Raw genomic sequence first — 17,667 nt, 5'->3', positions numbered from 1 at the left:
TTTCGAAGTATTTTGTTCATAATTTTATTGTTCGAAAGAGTGTCGGGGGCATTTCAGGAGGTAGACCCATCTATATGAGACCACATCCTGACCATGCCCCACAGCACGCTTACTTGTCGATACAATCTATCTGTATACCACCGAAAGAAAGGTGGGTATTGGAAGCATAGAATATATACATAAAGTAACCATCCTCAGAAGGCGTCATGAGCACATCGGCAAACCTACCACCTGCTGCATATCCAAGAGAACCAAACTTATCAGGCACCACATAGGTATATTTTAGAGCACTGCTTCCATCTACCGTACCCGTCACCGTTGCCGGATTGGTCGCATCATAGAGGAACACATGCCCCGTCAGGCCCCAATCGGGCCAGTAGCCCATCTCAAAGAGGCTTAAGTATCGGCTGTTGTTGAACGCGCGCACGTCTACCGCAGCGGTGTTGTAGCCCCAGGCGTTACCGCTGGCATCGTTTACCATAGGCTGCGGGTTAGTCCACGACGGAGCGAAGTACATCTTACAGGCACCACCATCATAATAGTCTACTATGCAGCCGTCGGCAGGTGTATCGCCCACTGATACCACCTTTGCGGCATCGTCCTGTCCACCCCAAGCATTCAATCCACTGAACAACAGATTCTCGGCAGCTCCCACCTTTCCATTGGTAACAGTCCATCGGATGACGTTTCGGCTACTATAAGGCGTGGCTGTGATGACTGCGTTCTTGTTTAAGTCGCCCTGCACATGGAGCCTAGCGCCGATTCCAACACCCAAATTATTTGGATAAGAGATGAGTAGCTGCGGTACTGTCGTCACATCGTTAGTCTTATAAATGTTGAGTGTCTGCCCGTTGCCAGCATAGTTGCACAGGAGCATGTTGCCGGCATTGTCACTGGTAATAGCTCCGGTGGCACTGGCCTTGCCCATGTTCACCTTACCCACGTGGCTGCCCGTAGCTTTCTTGAAATACTGTGGAGCCGTGCCGTTGCCAAGATTCAGCACTACATAGCCACCAATGGCGGCCAACGTGGGATGGATGGCGTTAGCGTCTGTAACACCCAAAGTAGTCATGTCGTTCTCGAATATCACTGTCTCACTACCCTTTCTGTATCCATTGGCAATCTTAGGTGGTATTTGCTTCACAACTTGATACACAGCCTTATCCTGCCCGTTGTCTGCTGTGACGGTAAACTGAAAACCATCGTTGAAGTTGTGGGCAACAGATGGGTCAGGCGAGATGGTGGCATGCGGTGACAGCGTTACTTCAGCCGTACACTCCGAGAGGTCGGCTGCAGCCACCAGTGAGATGGTTTTGTTGTCCTCATCAATGACACCCGTCAGGTTGCCCGGGTTCACCGTAATAGCCTTGATGGCACACTTGGAAGAGCGGGTCATCTTGCCCGAGATGGTGATGTGTTTCTGTGTACCATAGGGGTCGGTATAGGTAAACTCATTCTTCTTTGTCAGGTCGAGCATCGTCAGTGCAGGACTCAACAGGCAATTGTTCTCCAGTGTAGCCACCACCTTCATACTTTTCATATACTCCTCCGTGGTGTTGTCGCTCTCCTCTGGATAGTAATAGGGAATGGGAATCACATAGTCAGTTACCTCACTATTATTGGTTACCTTCCAGTTTATGGCAAGTTTATCGATGTTCGGCCCCGAGGTGAAATAGGCAGCTAGGCTGGTAATGCCCGTTCGGTCGGCAGTAGGAGCCACATTCTCCTCTTCAGCGCAGCTGTTGAGGATCATTAAGGAGAATACTCCGGCACAAAGATATAATAATTGTTTTTTCATAATTCGCAAATTGTCTGCTTGTCTTCGGTCACGGGTGCCGTGACCGGAGAATGGTTAAAATATTTACTTCCACTCGTTAAATTGTTCGATTAAACTATTGCTTTCGAGCTCATCCTGTGGTACTGGGAAACGATTTAGCTTCGCCGGATAGTTCATGTTTTGGTTGTCGACGGTGACGTAAGTATAATTGAACGAACCGTTGGCATCCTTCTCAATCTTCAGTCCATGACGACGGATGCCAGTGAAAGCACTCTGTGACAGCCCCCAGCGTCTCATGTCCCAATAATACAAGCCCTCGAAAGCCAGCTCTACCTTACGTTCATGGCGCAAGGCAGCAAAGAGATTATCTCCGCTCAACCCTTTGACTGCAGGTAGACTGACGCGTGACCTCACCTTATTAATATACTCCATCGTCGTGGTGTTGTCTCCCAACCGATAGCAAGCCTCGGCATAGTTGAGGTAGACTTCACCCAACCTGCAGGCTATCCAAGGCTGAGTGCTGGCTTGCGTCAGTGAGTAGTCGTGTTTCTCATCTACCAGTTTACGCAGATAATAGCCTGTCGTCGTTCGACCCAGCGTAGTGGCGTCGGACTCCCAAGTGCACCATCCATCGCCACCACCGATATATGGTTCTATGACGCGGTTGCGCCAATGAGCCCCATTAAAGAGTATGGTGGCCTTGAATCGAGGCTCCAACGAAGCGTAAGGGGGCTCGGCATTGGTGCCTGTCGTGGTGTGCCAGGCATTCCAGTTAGCCGATCCACCGGTGGCAAGTTCATATTCCTCTACCATATCCTGGGTGGGAGTAGCATAACCACCATACATCGCATTGCCATTGACCACATGGTCGCTAGCCGGCGCATAGTAGCCGTCGAAGTTGTGAGTCACCTTCTCAGCAGCCCCATAACTATACTGCAGAATTGCCTCGCTGTTGCCATCGGTAAATGCGTCAGCATAGTTGGGCGTGAGTTCGTAGCCCATGGCGATCACCTTCTTGGCGGCCTCTTGCACGGCTTCCCATCTCTTGCAATAGAGCATAGCCCGAGACATCAGGGCGTAGGCAGCCCCACTGGTCAGCCTGCCTTTTGCGCTTTTGCTCACGGGGAGGTTTTCGCCAGCAAACTTCAGATCGTTGTACACATAGTCCCAGCCCTCCTGTTCAGTGCCAAGGGCATGATCCGTGCTGATCTTCGACAGGTCTTCATCATAGATAATGGCCTGATGGTAACGCTTCAACAGCTCAAAGTAGTACATTCCACGGAAAAATCGCAGCTCGCCTTCCAAGCGACTCTTGTCTTTATCGGCGATAGTGCTTTCCTTCAGTTTACCCAATGCCTCATTCGCCCGACGAATTTCCTCGTAGGTGCTACCCCAAATACCCAGATAGACATCGGTGTAATGAGCCGACAATGCTATGCCACCATACGATATTTCATTTGGAATATACATCTCAGCATTATAGGTCATGTTACCGTATTTCAACTCATCAGTAAGGCCTTCGGTCATTCCCGCCGCACATTGATAGTTGTTGAAGCTACCCAGATATGGGATGTCAGCATAAAAATAGTTGACAGCCATCTCTGCATATTCTGTATTTTTCCATACCATCTTGTTGGTAGCTTTGTCAGTTGGATCAATATTCAGAAAGTCATTACAAGAAGAAAGTCCTGCTATGGCCATCATCAAACATAATCCTAAATATTTAGCTTTCATAGTTCAAACTGTTTATAAAATTAGAATGTAATATTCATGCCGCCTAGGAAAGTGCGTTGCTGTGGATAGTAGCCATTGTTCACACGAGGCGACTCAGGGTCAATGCCCTTGGGAAGATTGTCTAATGTGAAAATGTTGGAACCCTCTACATATATCCTCAGTTTCTGAATGTGTAGAGCTTTGGTCCACAATGCCGGGAAAGTATAGCCCAGCTGGAAGTCTTTGAGGCGCACATAGTCGCCCTTTTTCATCCAGAAAGTAGAGGCAAGTCCGTTGTCGCCTCCATGGCTCAAATTACCAAGGGTTAAGCGGGGATACTGTCCTGAAGGATTGTCAATACTATAGGAGTTCTGTACCAACCACAGAGGCGAGTTGGCTCCCTCCTTGAAAGTCTGCGACCATACAGTGTTGTCGTCATAGCCATTATAGTAGGTTCCCAAAAGAGAAACATCAAACTTGAAGCCCGCACTGAAGAGCATGGCCAAGTCGAAACCGTTCCACGAAGCGCCAAGATTAAGTCCCATCATCACCTCCGGCCGATTGCTCCGACCGATTCGCGACTTATCTTGCTCGCTGATGACACCATCACCATTGAGGTCTTTATACTTGATGTCGCCAAGATTAGGACGTGTTCCATACCAGGCGGAGTTAGTAATCTCCTCCTCAGAACGGAACAATCCATCTGCCACCCATGCATTGTAGGCATCGACAGAGGTGCCCACCACCTTGCGCCATTCCATCGTATTGGGGGCGTCGGGGTAACGGAGCCACTTGCTCTTGGCCAAAGTCATGTTGATACCAATATTATAGTTGAACGGCTTACCCATGAGATTGAAATGGTTGCGATGGGTAATCTGCCACTCCATACCATAATTACAATAGCGGTTGTTGTTCACATAGGTTGGGTAATAGCCGCCCATAGAGGGAGCTTTGTCACCACCATTGCTCGAAAGCAGGTCATAATTGAGGTTATAGAACCAGTCAAACTCAATATCAAGCAACGCATCCCACAGGGTGGCATTGAAGCCGATGTTTTGTGTACGGGTCTTCGACCAGGTGAGATTAGGATTGGCAATGCTCGTGGTGTAGAGCGAACGATAGGCTGCCCCGTTGAAGATGCGGTTGTTGCCAAAGCTATATGTACTCAAAAAAGAGTAGGCAGGCACTCCATCATTACCCACCAAGCCGATGGAACCACGTAGTTTCAGGTCGTTGAGCCATGAGTGAGTGGATGCCATGAAAGGCTCACTAGAGATACGCCAAGCTGCCGAGAAAGAGGGGAAGAAGCCCCAACGCTTGCTTGACACGTTGCCATTGAAATTGTAGGAGCCATCATATCGGCCACTGAACTCGGCAAGATATTTATTGGCATAGTCGTATTTGAAACGGAAAACATAGCCTGCCATCCGATTGTGCGTGCTGTAGCCTGATATCGGATTGGGAATGGCATCACCCAAAGAGAGCTCAGGAAGCTCAACAAATGGAATATGATAGGCATAGGCTCCGAAGCTGTTCGACTTAATGTCACGACCTTCTACCAACAACATGCCATCAACATGATGGTTGCCAAAACCTCTGACATATTCGATTCCCAGCTGCCCCATGAGCTGTTCATTGTTATATTGTCCCTCGCCCACATGGTTCATGTTGGCTGAAACGTCGCGAGGGTCGTCGTTAAGAACAAATGCTCCGAAGTTGTCGACAGCCCTAGACATTGAGTAAGTCTTATATGGCGTATCAAGATTCTTATTGTGTGACGTCTCATAATCGTAAGAACCGGTAGCCTTGAACGTTAATCCGGGGAGCCAAGGTGCAGCGTATTCGATGCTCAGGTTGGTGTTGAGATCCAAGCTGCGGGTCTTCTTGTAGCCCGAGTTGTGTATGGCAGCTAGTGGGCTGTAACTCGCAGAGGCATTGTTCGGAATCGTTGCGGTATAGAGGCCTTTATAGGTTTCTGGCAGGTATGGGTGCATCATAATGGCTTGGTGACCAATAGACAGCCAGCCCACTTCACCACTTCCTTCCGATCCGTCATCGGCTCCGCCGGAGTTGTAAGCAGGAGTAGAACGACGACCGACACTTCCTACTGCGCCAAAGATTACCTTCCAATCACGCCCCAACTTTGAGTCGAGATTTATTCGCATATTATAACGGCGGAAATCGAAGTTACTGATATTACCCTTTTGGTTCATAAAGCCACCGGCAAGGTAATAATGTGTATCAGGTGTACCACCTTGAAGCGTGACGTTGTGTTTCATATTCGTACCCGTACCAAATACTTTACCTATGTAATCAACATTATCCCAGCCATCAGATGGATCACCATTCAACATGGCTTCCACATTTTCGCGAGAGAATATCGGCTTATAGTCCTCGCGGCTCTTGAGCGTTGTGCCTGTGAGCTTATCCATCATGTCGGCCATGTTGTAGAAGTGGGCAAACTCAGGCCCGTTCATAAACTGCGGGAAATTGGCATTGACCGAGATACCATACTGCCCATCGTACGAAATCCGAGGTTTGCCTTCGTTACCTCGTTTGGTCGTCACTATCACCACACCTCCTGCTGCATTAAGTCCATATACAGCTGCCGAGGCTGCGTCTTTCAGCACGGATACCGAGGCCACGTCATTGGGATCTATATCATTAATAGACCTCGGAATACCATCAACAACATACAGAGCTCCATATTGTGAGCCACGGATGCGAAGCGAAGCGAAGTCTTTGCCAGGCTCTCCAGAAGTCTGCACTGAAGTGAGACCAGCCAAACGACCACCTAACAAGGTAGAAATATTTGTGGAAGGAGCCTTGACCAACTCTGCCCCGTCTATGGCAGAGACGGCTCCGGTGAGCGATTGCTTGCGGGCCTTGCCATAACCTATCACCACCACATCGTTCAGAAGGTTGTCGTCTATCAACTCTACATCGAGTACAGATTGCTTGCCAACCTTAACCTCACGAGCCTTCATGCCGACATATGAAAAACGCAACACGTCTCCACTACCAGCCGGAATAGTATAGATTCCATCCGCATTAGAAACAGTTCCAATACCAGTTCGTCCTTTGACAACCACACTCACACCTGGAAGTGGTTCTCCTGTAGCATCTCTAATAATACCTCTGATTACATTCTGCGCTTCTATCGGAAGCACAAAAGCAACAAGAGCTATCACTGTCAACGAAAAATGTCGCACAGCTTGAGATGTCAATTGCAATTTCTTAAAATCCTTCATAGCTTTATTTCATTATAAAATAATATTATGTTTTTTATTTTGGATAAATATAGGGTGATATTTTATAATACACAAGCATTTTTATTCGTGACGGAAACGGTCTGTTGCTCAAATCCTATATATGAGACAACCAGGACAGCATTTCCATCTGTACGAATAGTAAATTTTCCATCGATGTCAGTTACGGCACCAGTTTTTTCACCTTTCAAGCTGACACTTGCTCCGATGACAGGGTCGCCCCGATCGTCAAGAACGATACCTGTCACGGTCTTTTGCGATTGCTGTACAAAATCAGTTTTCGAGATTTGTGTGGTAGATGCGTTTGTCACATTTGCCATTCCCGATAAACCTGATAGCAAAACAATCGAGAAAAGACCTTTCTCTAAGAATTTTAATTGTTTTGAAAGTTCCATATAATTTAGATATTAGGTTTGTAAATTATTAGTGCGACGATTGTTAGATAATAGTATCAGGTTGGCTGGTTACCAACAGATTGGCTACCTTGCTTTTAAAAGAGCTTCCCGCTTTCATCAACGGAAAGACTAAGGTGCGGAAATAATGCATCTGGTTGTAATCCACATTTCTTAATTTCAGCACGTTAAGTCTGCTCACCATTTGCCCGTTAACCCACAGTGAGGTCTCGGTGCGGTCGCCTCGAATTTTCATGTTGACCTTCTCGCCTGGCAATAGTTGGTAGCCGAAGTTGTAGAGATAACCGTCCCTGCTGAACCCGATTAGTCCGTTGATGGGGTCTGACAGGTAGAAAGTGGCATCATCGGAGCTGAACAATATGGTTCCCTTTTCCTCGGATGCGTAGTCAATGTCGAACGCTACCTCGTAATCCCAGCCCACTTGGTCTATGGGCATACGGTCTCCACGGTTCACTTGCGCCCGTTTCAAGATGGTACCCTGTGGATAGTAGCCGGCCACGTTCAGTCCTGGAGCTTCATCTAAGGTCTTGCGCAGAGAGTCAAATTGCTCAAATGAGAACGTGGTGCTTATACCCGACCACGTTTTAGTGGAAAGCGTTTGCAAAGCGGGGAAGAACCTGTAGTGCACGTCTTGCGCGCTGATGCCATTGCCGATGTGGTCGTTCCAAACAGCAAACATTCCACCTTTGATGCTTCGATGACCTTCGGGGAACACCACGTCGCCTATATGAGCGGGCGTCCAATTCTGGTATAATTTCTTGATGTCAAGATAATCGTGGTAGTAACCAGCCTTGGGTACGATGTACACTTGCCAGTCGGGGATGCTGATGATGTCGTACCCCAAGCTGTCCATGGAGTGAGGATTTGCGTAGTTGTTGTTCCAAATCTGCATGGTGACATCTTTTACTTTGATGGGCGTGGTGCCTTTGGCATGTGTCTGCTGGCCCCATATCATAGCCTTCTTACCGAATTTTTCCACATATTTAATGTATCTATCCGTGAGGTACCTAAACTTCTCCACCACTTGCTTGTCCTCGTTGGCATATTCATCGGTGCCAATGTGCATGTATTTTCCGCTGAAAACAGGTTCGTCACCGTCAAGATACTCTTTGAGCAACGCGTCCAAGAAAGTGTATGTTTCGGGTTTGAATAAATCCAAATGGTCTTTCCCGTATTTCTTACTGGCTAATTCAGGCTTGTAACGAGTAAAGGCGAGCGAGTGTGCCGGGAAATCAATCTCGGGTATAATCTCCACCCCAAGACTGTCGGCATATCGTTGCAGGCTTCTAAATTCTTCTTTAGTATAGTGCCCGTCGCGCGCCGTCAAGCCTGGATAGGTGTCGCATTCCAACCTGAACGCCGTTGGCGTGCTGTCGAAATCGTCGTTGAAAAATTGGCGGTGCCCATTATCATTTAGATGGATGTGCAGTGTGTTCATTTTGTAATAAGACAACATTTGCACATATTGTCTGAGCACACGCATGGTGAAAAACTTTCGACCACAGTCGAGCATGAATCCCCGGGTGGGATAGGCAGGAGCGTCAATGATGGTGCCCCGAGGCATGGTACATCCCACGTTCTGCCTACACAGTTGCAGAATGGTACGCGTTGCCCAGTGGATGCCTTGGGGTGTAGCAGCTTCCACACGGGCTACACGCCCGATATTAATTTTGTAAGCCTCGTCGCCTGCGTTTGTTTTGGAGCCCTTTTTGGTGCTGACGGTAAATGCGAAATCACCTAAACGAGCCTTGTCTTTCACGATGGGCAGCGAGGTGTTGAACATCTTCTGGTAGTCGGCAGCAAACACTTCGAGAGCCATTGCCACACGCTTGTCATTGCCAGTGTACACAATGCGCGATGCTTTTGTAGGCACAAAAGAGCCTTTGCCACCGTACCAAGTCTTGAGTTCGGGAATCGTGAAAGGCTTAGGGTTGGCAGCATGCATCGAAAGCGAGCACGACAACAGTAACAGTAACAAAATCTTTTTCATGTTGCTATGATACATTATTTGGGTATTATCCGTGAGTTTCACTGGAACAAACCAGTTATTTGCGTTTGGTCCAGTAGCGTTCTATTTCTTCCAATGACATGCCGGCGGTTTCCGGAATATATTTCCACATGATGAACATGTAAGGCAGACACATGATAGCAAAGAAGATAAACGTACCGGCAGGTGTCAGCGATGTGAGCATCCATGGTGTGAGCTGTCCCACAAGATAGGTTCCTATCCATAATGCGAAGCCGGCTATGGACATGGCAACGCCTCTGACACTGTTGGGATACATCTCGGAAAGCAGTACCCAAACCACCGCACTGATAGAGATGGCGCAGCAAAACACATAGAAGAGAAAGAATGAAAGCATGAAATAGACCGAAAGGTTCAACGCCTCTGTGAATGCAAAATAGAAAGCAATCATCAGTAACGACAGTATCATGCCAGACACACCATAATAGATAAGTTTTTTTCTTCCTACCTTGTCGATAATACTCATGGCCAGGATAGTAGTGACACAATTGACGATGCCCACCAGAACTTGGCAGAACAAAGGATCTGTCATGCCTGCATCCTTGAAGATAGAAGGGCCATAATACAACACGGCATTCACACCCATGAATTGTCCGAGAATGGCGATGCACACTCCGACGACGACAGCAGTGAAGATTCCCGGACGTAGAAGTTGATGCCAGTCGGTCTTAACTTGCGAGGCCAGATTGGATTGTACCTCACTGACAACGGCATCCACTTCTTTCTTTTCAGAAAAGAATTTTTCAAGAATGAGGGTGGCCTTATGGCTTTTGTTACGAACGACCAGCCAACGCGGACTCTCTGGAATGAAGAACAAAAGGATGAAGAAGAACAATGCAGGAATCGTTTCCATGCCCAACATCCCTCGCCACACCTCATCCACAAATATCAGTTGGAACTGTGAAGATGCGAAAGAATGGCTTTGAGAAACACCCAAGAGCAAGAAGTTGACCAAGTAGGCAGCCAGGAAGCCAACTGTTATGGCCAACTGGTAGAGGGACACCATCCTGCCGCGGTATTGCGAAACGGAAACCTCTGATATGTACATGGGTGCGACAATTGATACCACGCCGATACCAACACCGCCCACGATACGATAAATCACTAACCAATTGAACGTAGGGGTGATGGCACACCCGATGGCTGAGACCGTGAACAAGATGGCGGACAGGAACATGGCAGGCTTGCGTCCAATCTCGTCACTTAACCAACCGGCGAAAGCCACGCCTATGATAGAACCTATTAATGCGCAACCCACATACCAGCCCTGCTGTAAAACGTTGAGCGAAAACTGACTCGTGACCTGGTCTATGGTGCCTGATATGACGGCCGTGTCATACCCAAAGAGCAGTCCGCCCAATGCCGCAGCCAGCGCCAGATAAAACACATATCCCAGTTTTACGGAAGAATCATTCATAATATGGAAAACTATTGATTACCTGATATTGAAATATTCTTTATAACGGTCGTACAGGTGATGTGCCTGGATGTAGGCCGACTGTGGACTCATAAAGTGGGAGAATTCGAACGTAATGGCTTTGTCGTAATGACAACGCTTGGCAGCTTCCAGCTTCATTCTCAGCTTGTCAAATTTAATCGGCAAGAACCTGATGGGCATGTCGCGGTCGAACGATTCGGCATTGGTCCAACATTGCATTCCATACCTGTCGGCCAACTTTTTGTTCACTGAGAAGAAAGCATCCAACTCATCATAGTCGATGTGCCCATCTTGGAAAGCACAGGCATCAACCACGTCGTGTATACCATCGAAGATCTCGTTCCATTCACGCTCATGTTCCTCCACGGAAACTGCTTGAGCTTTGCTGAGCTGCTGTGTACCCATCACCGCTTTCTTTCCGTCAATCCATGGAGAGATAAATACTGGCAAGCCATCCGAAACATCCTTGCACTGCTTGCCAAGCGCATGGAACGTGGGAATGGCACCTTTGGTCTGTCTACTAATCTCGGTGCTGATGTACCATCCTTTAAAGCTCTTATGGTGACCGTATCGCTTCCACACTTCATCGATGACATATTTGTTGTCCTCAATCTCCCAAGACATATCGCCCGTGTCCCAGTATCGACCAGAATCGTAAAGGCCAAAGTAGAACTTCATGCCGTATCGATCGGCCAGGCGGAGATACATGTCTATCAAATCGACAGACGGCATATAACATCCATGCTTCTTAACAAGATACTCGGAGGGATAGGTCATGAATTTACGGTACCCACAGCGAATGACAATCACGGTATCAATGCCAATGGCCTTCATGTACTTGAAATCCTGATCCCATTCTTTTTCTCCCCAGTTTTGGTGAGGAATGTCATGGGATATCTCATCTAAAAAAGTACCGGTTATCTTCAGTCCGTTGTTCTTCGGAACGATGAGAGAGCCACTAACGCCTTTTCCTTGCGTATTGAGCAGATTCTCTGTTTTTGTCAGTTGGTTGGCTCCCTTTGCTATCGGGGCCATCGTTATAGCTGCTCCTGCGAGTGCCGTCTTTTTGATAAATTCTCTTCTATTGACCATTGTTATTTGATTTTTTATGAATATAAGGTAAAGTTAATGAATGATGCCGAACCTCTGGCACCTTGATTTCGGATTATTTTATTTCAGCTCTGAAAGGAGAAGCTGGAAGTCCTGCATTGTTGCACAAATCAGCCTGCATATAGTTGCGGAAACAATAACGTACCTCAGTAGGCTGCTTCACAGAGTCGTTCCACACTTTAACTTTGGCAGTACTATTGATGATTCTTGCATTGGCAGGATGTATTTTTCCACTTGCGTCAACAAGCTCGAAGCCACATATTTCTTGATTTTCAGGAATCATACCCTCTTGTCCGTGCTCAAATGTAACTTCCACAACGCCATCCTTAAGCGTACACGATTTGTAAATCGGTCCAGAATAAAGGAAACCACTGCGACCGTATGTCTTTGCCAACGCCCAATAGGCAAGTCGCTCGCCCACCTTTATTTTATATGGTGGGTGTATGAACAGCTCACTTCCTGCATCGGTTGTGGTTACCATACCCACGTTGGGCACCTCGCTCATCAGCTCCAATTGGCACTGGCGAAACCATGCCCATTCGAGTTTATCCTTGCCGCCAGCCTGATAGGGTGCAATCTGCACGTAATAGATGGGCATGTCGTTGTTTTCAAAAAAGGTTCTCCATTGTTTCACCATAGCCGGGAAAAGGCGTTTGTATAGGGCTGGACTGGAAACGTTGGCCTCACCTTGATACCATATCACACCTCGTACGGGAAAACCTTTCCAAGGGTTTACCATGGCATTCCACAACAATGTGGGTGTACCAGCCTCCCATCCAAACTTGGACTGGTTGACATCAGGCAATTTTACCTCACTGAATTGTTGTAGAGTCTGTCGACTCATCCATGCCTCGATTTTGGATGCACTCCACGAGCTGTGAATCAATCCTACCGGCACATTGATGGAACGTTGTAACAAATCTCCGAAGAAATAGGCCGTTGCGCTGAAGTCGCCTACCGCCTGCGATGACAATTCCATCCATTGTCCTTTCACACCCTCGGTCTTGGGTGTGGTGCTCCAATCGCGCTGAACGGTGTAGAGTCGCAGTTGCCTACGTGGATTTGCCGACACAATATAAGGCTGGCAACCATAAACCGGTTGACCCTTGAATCCGCGTACGGGCATTTCCATGTTGGACTGTCCAGAGCAGAACCAAACCTCGCCAAGGAGGATATTTCTCAGGGTTAACGCCTCACCGTCAGAGAATGTGATGGAGTATGGACCTCCTGCCGTGGTGGTATGCAGCGTGGCTTGCCAACGGCCGTCACCGTCGCTTATTGTCATAATGCGTTTGTCACTCCACGATGCTTTAATCGTTATTTTACTGTTTTTCTTGGCAGTGCCCGTGAACCTGACATCCGCCTGTTGTTGTAGCACCATGTTGTTTCCCCATATTGAAGTCAAGGTCACCTTGGCAATAGTGGTGCTCGGTGTTACACAAGCCACAAGGAGTGCGGCACAAGATAAAAAGAAGTGTTTCATTTTCGTGTTATTTCTTCTTGGTAAACATTTCCGAAACGGTCGGTCACACGCACGGCCAATTTAGATTTGGCATGGCGAGGCGTGGCGCGGAACATGTGTTTGGTGGGCAGGGTCGAAATCCAGCTTTCCATGGTCTTTCGATTGTCCTTAACCATTTTGACGGCAGCAGGGTCCAGACCGGTGTATTGCGTCATCACGCCCATCGGTTTTCCGTTTTCCAGCCATTCAACTTTCCATTGGTCATCATAATTCCACACATTGGCTATGATATCCTTAGGATATTCTTTCACCGTGCCAGGTGCGTATGTTCTAAACTGATATGTCTTGGGATAGCCCGTGCTCTTGTAATACCAGCTCACCTTCTTGCCATCCACCTCAAAGACCTGACATCCCTGCGGCGTACCGTCAAGGCATAATGGGGCGTGCCACCATGTTCCACATACGGCTCCGATATTGTGTTCCATCTGATGATTGTTGAAAATGACGTTCGAATTGGTATGCATGTGTCCTGTGAGGAAATGCGATTCGTAGCCTTCAAGTAGTTTGAAGAGCGGCTCTGCGTTGATGGTTTCGTTTCCCAAGTATTCGTAGGTGTAAACAAATGGTTGTTCTTTCACCGTAGATCTGAAAGGAATATGCGCCGCTACAAACACCATGGTGCCTTTGGGAACGTAGGAAAGGTCTTGTTCCAACCATTTGAACGTATTCTCATCAATGTATCCTACATAGAAGTATTGGCGTCCAACGTAAAAGCAATTGTCGATAACGACATAGTGAGCGTAGCCCTTGTTGAAAGAATAGCATGATGGCCCGAAGTGCGTTTCAAACGACTGGTAGGAGGTTTCGTGCGTCCGGCCATTGTAGTCCATGTCGTGATTTCCAATCACTCGATAAAAAGGAAGGTCGATGCGCTGTGCCTGTTGCATGTAATCCTCAAAGAATGTTGACGGCGTGTCCCAACCAATGTCACCGCATGACAGGCCAAAAGCGTCTTGGTCTTGGATTGAGTCCAACAACTTGCGATAGTCGTCAACTACCGGACCGTATTTCGACCAATGTTCTTTGGAGTTGGCCTGCACGTCGGCCTCTACGATAGCGATATGTTTTGAGTCGTCCTTGGGATTTTTCTTGAGTTTGAAATTGTATTCCATCTGTTGTTTCTGATGGTCAATTTCTTGATAAAACAGGGGTATTCCCTTATTGGTTTCGGTGAGATATCCGGCAGGCGTGGATATGTACACGAACCGTGTGTCACCTACGTTAGGTATGCGATATACGCCGTTCTTGTCTGTCGTTACACAGCGTTTCCCATCTGTTACCACAACATTGGGTACGCCCTTGCCTTCGCAAGTGACCGATCCATACAACTCGTATGGATTAGACGCATGGTCTTCGTCCAACGCCTCTTTCAGCTCTTTCCACCAATCATAGAGGATAATGTGCACAATGTCGAAAATCATGACACCGTCAGATTCTTTGAGATTCATGCGGACAGCATTCTGAAACTGCAAGGGGTTTTTACGGTAGTCTTCTACATATAGGCCTCCATAGAATGGCTTGGCGCCCTGCAACAGCTGCCTTGTGTATTTGCAACCGCCTTCCACGCTGAGGTATTCGCCCGACGAGGCTTCACTGTCGGTCTCGTTCTTGTGCAATCCTGACGACTTGTGATAATCGTCTATGGTCACATTTTTATAATAATTACCGTTGGTGTAGAAGTCTATCAGTTCTGCATAGCCATATTGACGATACTCAGGCGTGGCCCATGGGAAATCCTTTGAAGGATCATACTTGTTGCTTGCCCAGTTTACACCCACCTCATAATAGGTAGGATACCATGCCCCCGTATATGAGGCCAGCATACATTGGGAATCTATTTTTTTAATGGCGGTTCTGACATCCTTTATAAAACCATAGATGACAGAGGCACGCCACTCTATCCATTTCTTATAATACGGTCCGGGAACCCTGTCGAACGTGCCTTTATCGTTGGCTTTCCATTCGTATATGTCTTCAGGGTATCTGTTTAGTTTTTGACCGATGTATTTTTCAAACAAGGTGCGCGATGCTTCCGAAAAGTCTGATTCGATGCAATCATAGCGCGCCCGGTCCAGCATGATACCGTCAAACTTGAAACGTTTGACTACCTCTTTCACGATGTTGATTTCATGACGTTGCACGTCTTTCAAGGCCGGGTTTAAGAACATGGACGTTTTTCCGTTTAGTTCTGTCACGGGGATGAGGCCTTTTCCGGGAACGTAATTGATGGATTGCCATTTCTTGTTTTTCCCAAAGACAGCTCCTCTTAGCTGACCGTGCGCCTTGCTACCGTCGGCGAAGATGTTCATGCCGGCAAAGATAACCATGCCACGCTTGTGAGCTTCGGAGATGAACGTGTTGATAAAGTCAAAATCAGGACGTGTAAATCCCTTCCACGTTCTTTTCCTCGATGTGTACTTACTGTCGTAAAGTACCTCGCCGGTGTTATCCTTAATGTCCAATACTAAATGTGTGATACCGGCCTCGTGGCATTTGCCAACGTAATACCTGATGGAGTCAGGATAGCTGAATCGCTCGAAGTTGGCTGAACAATCCAACCACATAACCTTGGGTTTGGTCGTGGCAAAAGTTAGTAAGGTGGTGCACAATAGGAGTAGTGTGAGACAAGCTCTTTTCATAAGTCGTATATTATTTGTTATTGATTTGTTATTGATTTGTTTTTTCGATGGCTTTAGCTATGCCTTCCTTGGCATATTTCCATTGATTGGCTTTCTTAAGATGAATCATGTCGAACAGAAAATAACCGTTACAAGCATCCATGCATGCCTTGACAGATTGCACGATAGCTTGGTTTTCCTGCTCTTGGGTGGCTTTATTGGTCGTGTCCCAATTACCGACATCGGGTCCTCCCACGACTTTGGGGCAAGCACCTTTTATCTTTGACATGGCCTGTTGGCAGAATCCCTGCATGGTCCATTCAGTATTGCCATAAACACGTAATGGCGAGGCGTATGCTCCAATAAGCATTTGATCCATCAAGTCAGCGTATCCGCAGGAGTGATAGTTTTTAGTTGCCCATCTATAATAATCAGAGGTTTTAAAATTAGGGGAACCCCAATTCACGCCCACAGTGTAATAAGTGGTGTACCACCCACCGACATACACGCCAAATTGTATTTTTGAATTGACGCTCTTGACTGCGTTTCGTGCCTTTTCCATAAAGTCGCGAATGGTTTTTGCTCTAAACTCCAACCATTTCTTTGTGTAATCAGAAGATTTCCCCGATAACTCTCTTGCGCCTTTGGGAAGGATGTCTTCCGGGAAATTGGAGATTTTGCTTCCCATATACGTTTCAAATTTTTTACGGGAAAGATCAGAGAAGTCGGCACGCAGATCCAAATATCTGCCTCGATCCAATACAATACCGTCAAGGTCATATTTCGCAAGATCGCGCAACAAGTTGCAAAGAAAAGTTTGCACTTCAGGATTGGCAGGATTTAGAAACTTGGTAGGCTCAGCCTCGTCCATAATACTGACAATACCCTGAGCCGTACTCATCTGTGTTGTCCATGCCCTCTTGCTCTCGTCACGATACACCATGCCCGTACCGTTGTTCATGGTGTTCCCTCCCACAAAGGTGTTAATAGCTGCATGAACTTTCAAATCCAATTTTCGCGCAGCATCTATGAACGCTTGCAAGTAGTCCCACGTGGCCGTGCGGTCTATCTTTGTGTAGCCTGTAGATGTCCATGCGTATTGATATTTCACTTGTTCTACCATTGAGGTCTTGAACAACACGTCACCGCATGTGGGTCGCACGTCTACCACGATATCCGTGAAACCTGCATCTTTTGCAAGGGTCAAATCTCGCGTTATGGCCTCTTTGCTGTTGGCGAAGTCGGGAAAGTTCGCGGCCGCGTCAATCCAGATATATCTTGGTTTGTCGGTTTTATTTTCTGTTTCTTTGTTATTTTCCTGTTCATCCTTATGTTTGTTTTGTCCCCAACAATCTATTGGGTCCTTTGAGCCACATGATAAAAAAAACAGTAGTGTCAATAATAAAAGGCTAATAGTACTATATTGCTGCTTCATCCTTTGTCCATTATTATTTTATCATTGTCATTAAATTTACTCATCATCCAACAAGATGGATATATTTTTTATCAACCGTGTTGATGCCCATCTTTTTCATGGCCTTGAAGTCTTGATCCCATTCTTTCTTGCCCCAGTTTTGGTGCGGAATGTCCCAACTTATCTCATCCAGAAATGTAGCTTTAATAGGTATACCCTTCATGGCGTGCGGCGTAGCAAAAGTTTCACCGTCCTCGTGCTGGGCAAAAGCGCTGTCCACCTTGGTATAGGAAGACAGAATTTTGCTACCCAGCACAAGCGATGAGGCACCCATTATTTGCTTGATAAAGCTTCTCCTGTTTGTCAT

Annotated in this window: 9 protein-coding genes and 2 pseudogenes; all 11 read right to left on the bottom strand. The window is 47.1% G+C overall.

Annotated features, from left to right (window positions below; genetic code table 11):
- Positions 1-109: 109 nt before the first annotated feature.
- Positions 110-1,798, bottom strand: a complete 1,689-nt coding sequence (locus HMPREF1254_RS03015) for a DUF5018 domain-containing protein (protein WP_023057136.1) — start codon at positions 1,796-1,798, stop codon at positions 110-112.
- A 63-nt stretch (positions 1,799-1,861) separates the two neighbouring features.
- Positions 1,862-3,511: a RagB/SusD family nutrient uptake outer membrane protein gene (locus HMPREF1254_RS03010; RefSeq protein WP_023057015.1), complete on the bottom strand. Its 1,650-nt coding sequence runs from the start codon at positions 3,509-3,511 to the stop codon at positions 1,862-1,864.
- 20 nt (positions 3,512-3,531) lie between these two features.
- Positions 3,532-6,741: a SusC/RagA family TonB-linked outer membrane protein gene (locus HMPREF1254_RS03005; protein ID WP_023057166.1), complete on the bottom strand. Its 3,210-nt coding sequence runs from the start codon at positions 6,739-6,741 to the stop codon at positions 3,532-3,534.
- 62 nt (positions 6,742-6,803) lie between these two features.
- Positions 6,804-7,154, bottom strand: a complete 351-nt coding sequence (locus HMPREF1254_RS03000; protein WP_036873394.1) for a carboxypeptidase-like regulatory domain-containing protein — start codon at positions 7,152-7,154, stop codon at positions 6,804-6,806.
- 43 nt (positions 7,155-7,197) lie between these two features.
- Positions 7,198-9,162 carry a beta-N-acetylhexosaminidase gene (locus HMPREF1254_RS02995; protein ID WP_036878077.1) on the bottom strand — a complete coding sequence of 655 codons (1,965 nt, stop codon included), beginning with the start codon at positions 9,160-9,162 and terminating at the stop codon, positions 7,198-7,200.
- 55 nt (positions 9,163-9,217) lie between these two features.
- On the bottom strand, positions 9,218-10,615 hold the full coding sequence (locus HMPREF1254_RS02990; RefSeq protein ID WP_023057173.1) for a sugar porter family MFS transporter: 1,398 nt from the start codon (positions 10,613-10,615) through the stop codon (positions 9,218-9,220).
- 18 nt (positions 10,616-10,633) lie between these two features.
- Positions 10,634-11,728 carry a DUF4434 domain-containing protein gene (locus HMPREF1254_RS02985; RefSeq protein WP_004348674.1) on the bottom strand — a complete coding sequence of 365 codons (1,095 nt, stop codon included), beginning with the start codon at positions 11,726-11,728 and terminating at the stop codon, positions 10,634-10,636.
- 76 nt (positions 11,729-11,804) lie between these two features.
- A pseudogene (locus HMPREF1254_RS02980) lies at positions 11,805-13,229 on the bottom strand (sialate O-acetylesterase); the annotation flags it as partial.
- A complete protein-coding gene (locus HMPREF1254_RS02975; RefSeq protein WP_036878066.1) occupies positions 13,226-15,907 on the bottom strand; it encodes a calcineurin-like phosphoesterase C-terminal domain-containing protein in 2,682 nt (893 codons plus the stop codon). The pseudogene HMPREF1254_RS02980 and the gene HMPREF1254_RS02975, both read right to left, overlap by 4 nt.
- Positions 15,908-15,935: 28 nt before the next feature.
- Positions 15,936-17,321 (bottom strand): alpha amylase family protein, encoded by a 1,386-nt coding sequence (locus tag HMPREF1254_RS02970; RefSeq protein WP_023057091.1) that lies wholly within the window; start codon positions 17,319-17,321, stop codon positions 15,936-15,938.
- A gap of 73 nt (positions 17,322-17,394) precedes the next feature.
- Positions 17,395-17,667 (bottom strand): annotated as a pseudogene (locus HMPREF1254_RS02965) (DUF4434 domain-containing protein); the annotation flags it as partial.

The sequence above is a fragment of the Prevotella sp. BV3P1 genome (assembly GCF_000479005.1).
In the GTDB taxonomy this organism is placed as follows: domain Bacteria; phylum Bacteroidota; class Bacteroidia; order Bacteroidales; family Bacteroidaceae; genus Prevotella.
The sequence above is the reverse complement of the archived record's forward strand: the minus strand, read 5'-3'. Positions and strand labels throughout refer to the sequence as shown.

What these genes read in the sequence shown, in the direction of transcription:
- HMPREF1254_RS03015 (WP_023057136.1), bottom strand. Translation starts at nt 1,798, where the DNA reads ATGAAAAAACAATTATTATATCTTTGTGCCGGAGTATTCTCCTTAATG.
- HMPREF1254_RS03010 (WP_023057015.1), bottom strand. Translation starts at nt 3,511, where the DNA reads ATGAAAGCTAAATATTTAGGATTATGTTTGATGATGGCCATAGCAGGA.
- HMPREF1254_RS03005 (WP_023057166.1), bottom strand. Translation starts at nt 6,741, where the DNA reads ATGAAGGATTTTAAGAAATTGCAATTGACATCTCAAGCTGTGCGACAT.
- HMPREF1254_RS03000 (WP_036873394.1), bottom strand. Translation starts at nt 7,154, where the DNA reads ATGGAACTTTCAAAACAATTAAAATTCTTAGAGAAAGGTCTTTTCTCG.
- HMPREF1254_RS02995 (WP_036878077.1), bottom strand. Translation starts at nt 9,162, where the DNA reads ATGAAAAAGATTTTGTTACTGTTACTGTTGTCGTGCTCGCTTTCGATG.
- HMPREF1254_RS02990 (WP_023057173.1), bottom strand. Translation starts at nt 10,615, where the DNA reads ATGAATGATTCTTCCGTAAAACTGGGATATGTGTTTTATCTGGCGCTG.
- HMPREF1254_RS02985 (WP_004348674.1), bottom strand. Translation starts at nt 11,728, where the DNA reads ATGGTCAATAGAAGAGAATTTATCAAAAAGACGGCACTCGCAGGAGCA.
- HMPREF1254_RS02975 (WP_036878066.1), bottom strand. Translation starts at nt 15,907, where the DNA reads ATGAAAAGAGCTTGTCTCACACTACTCCTATTGTGCACCACCTTACTA.
- HMPREF1254_RS02970 (WP_023057091.1), bottom strand. Translation starts at nt 17,321, where the DNA reads ATGAAGCAGCAATATAGTACTATTAGCCTTTTATTATTGACACTACTG.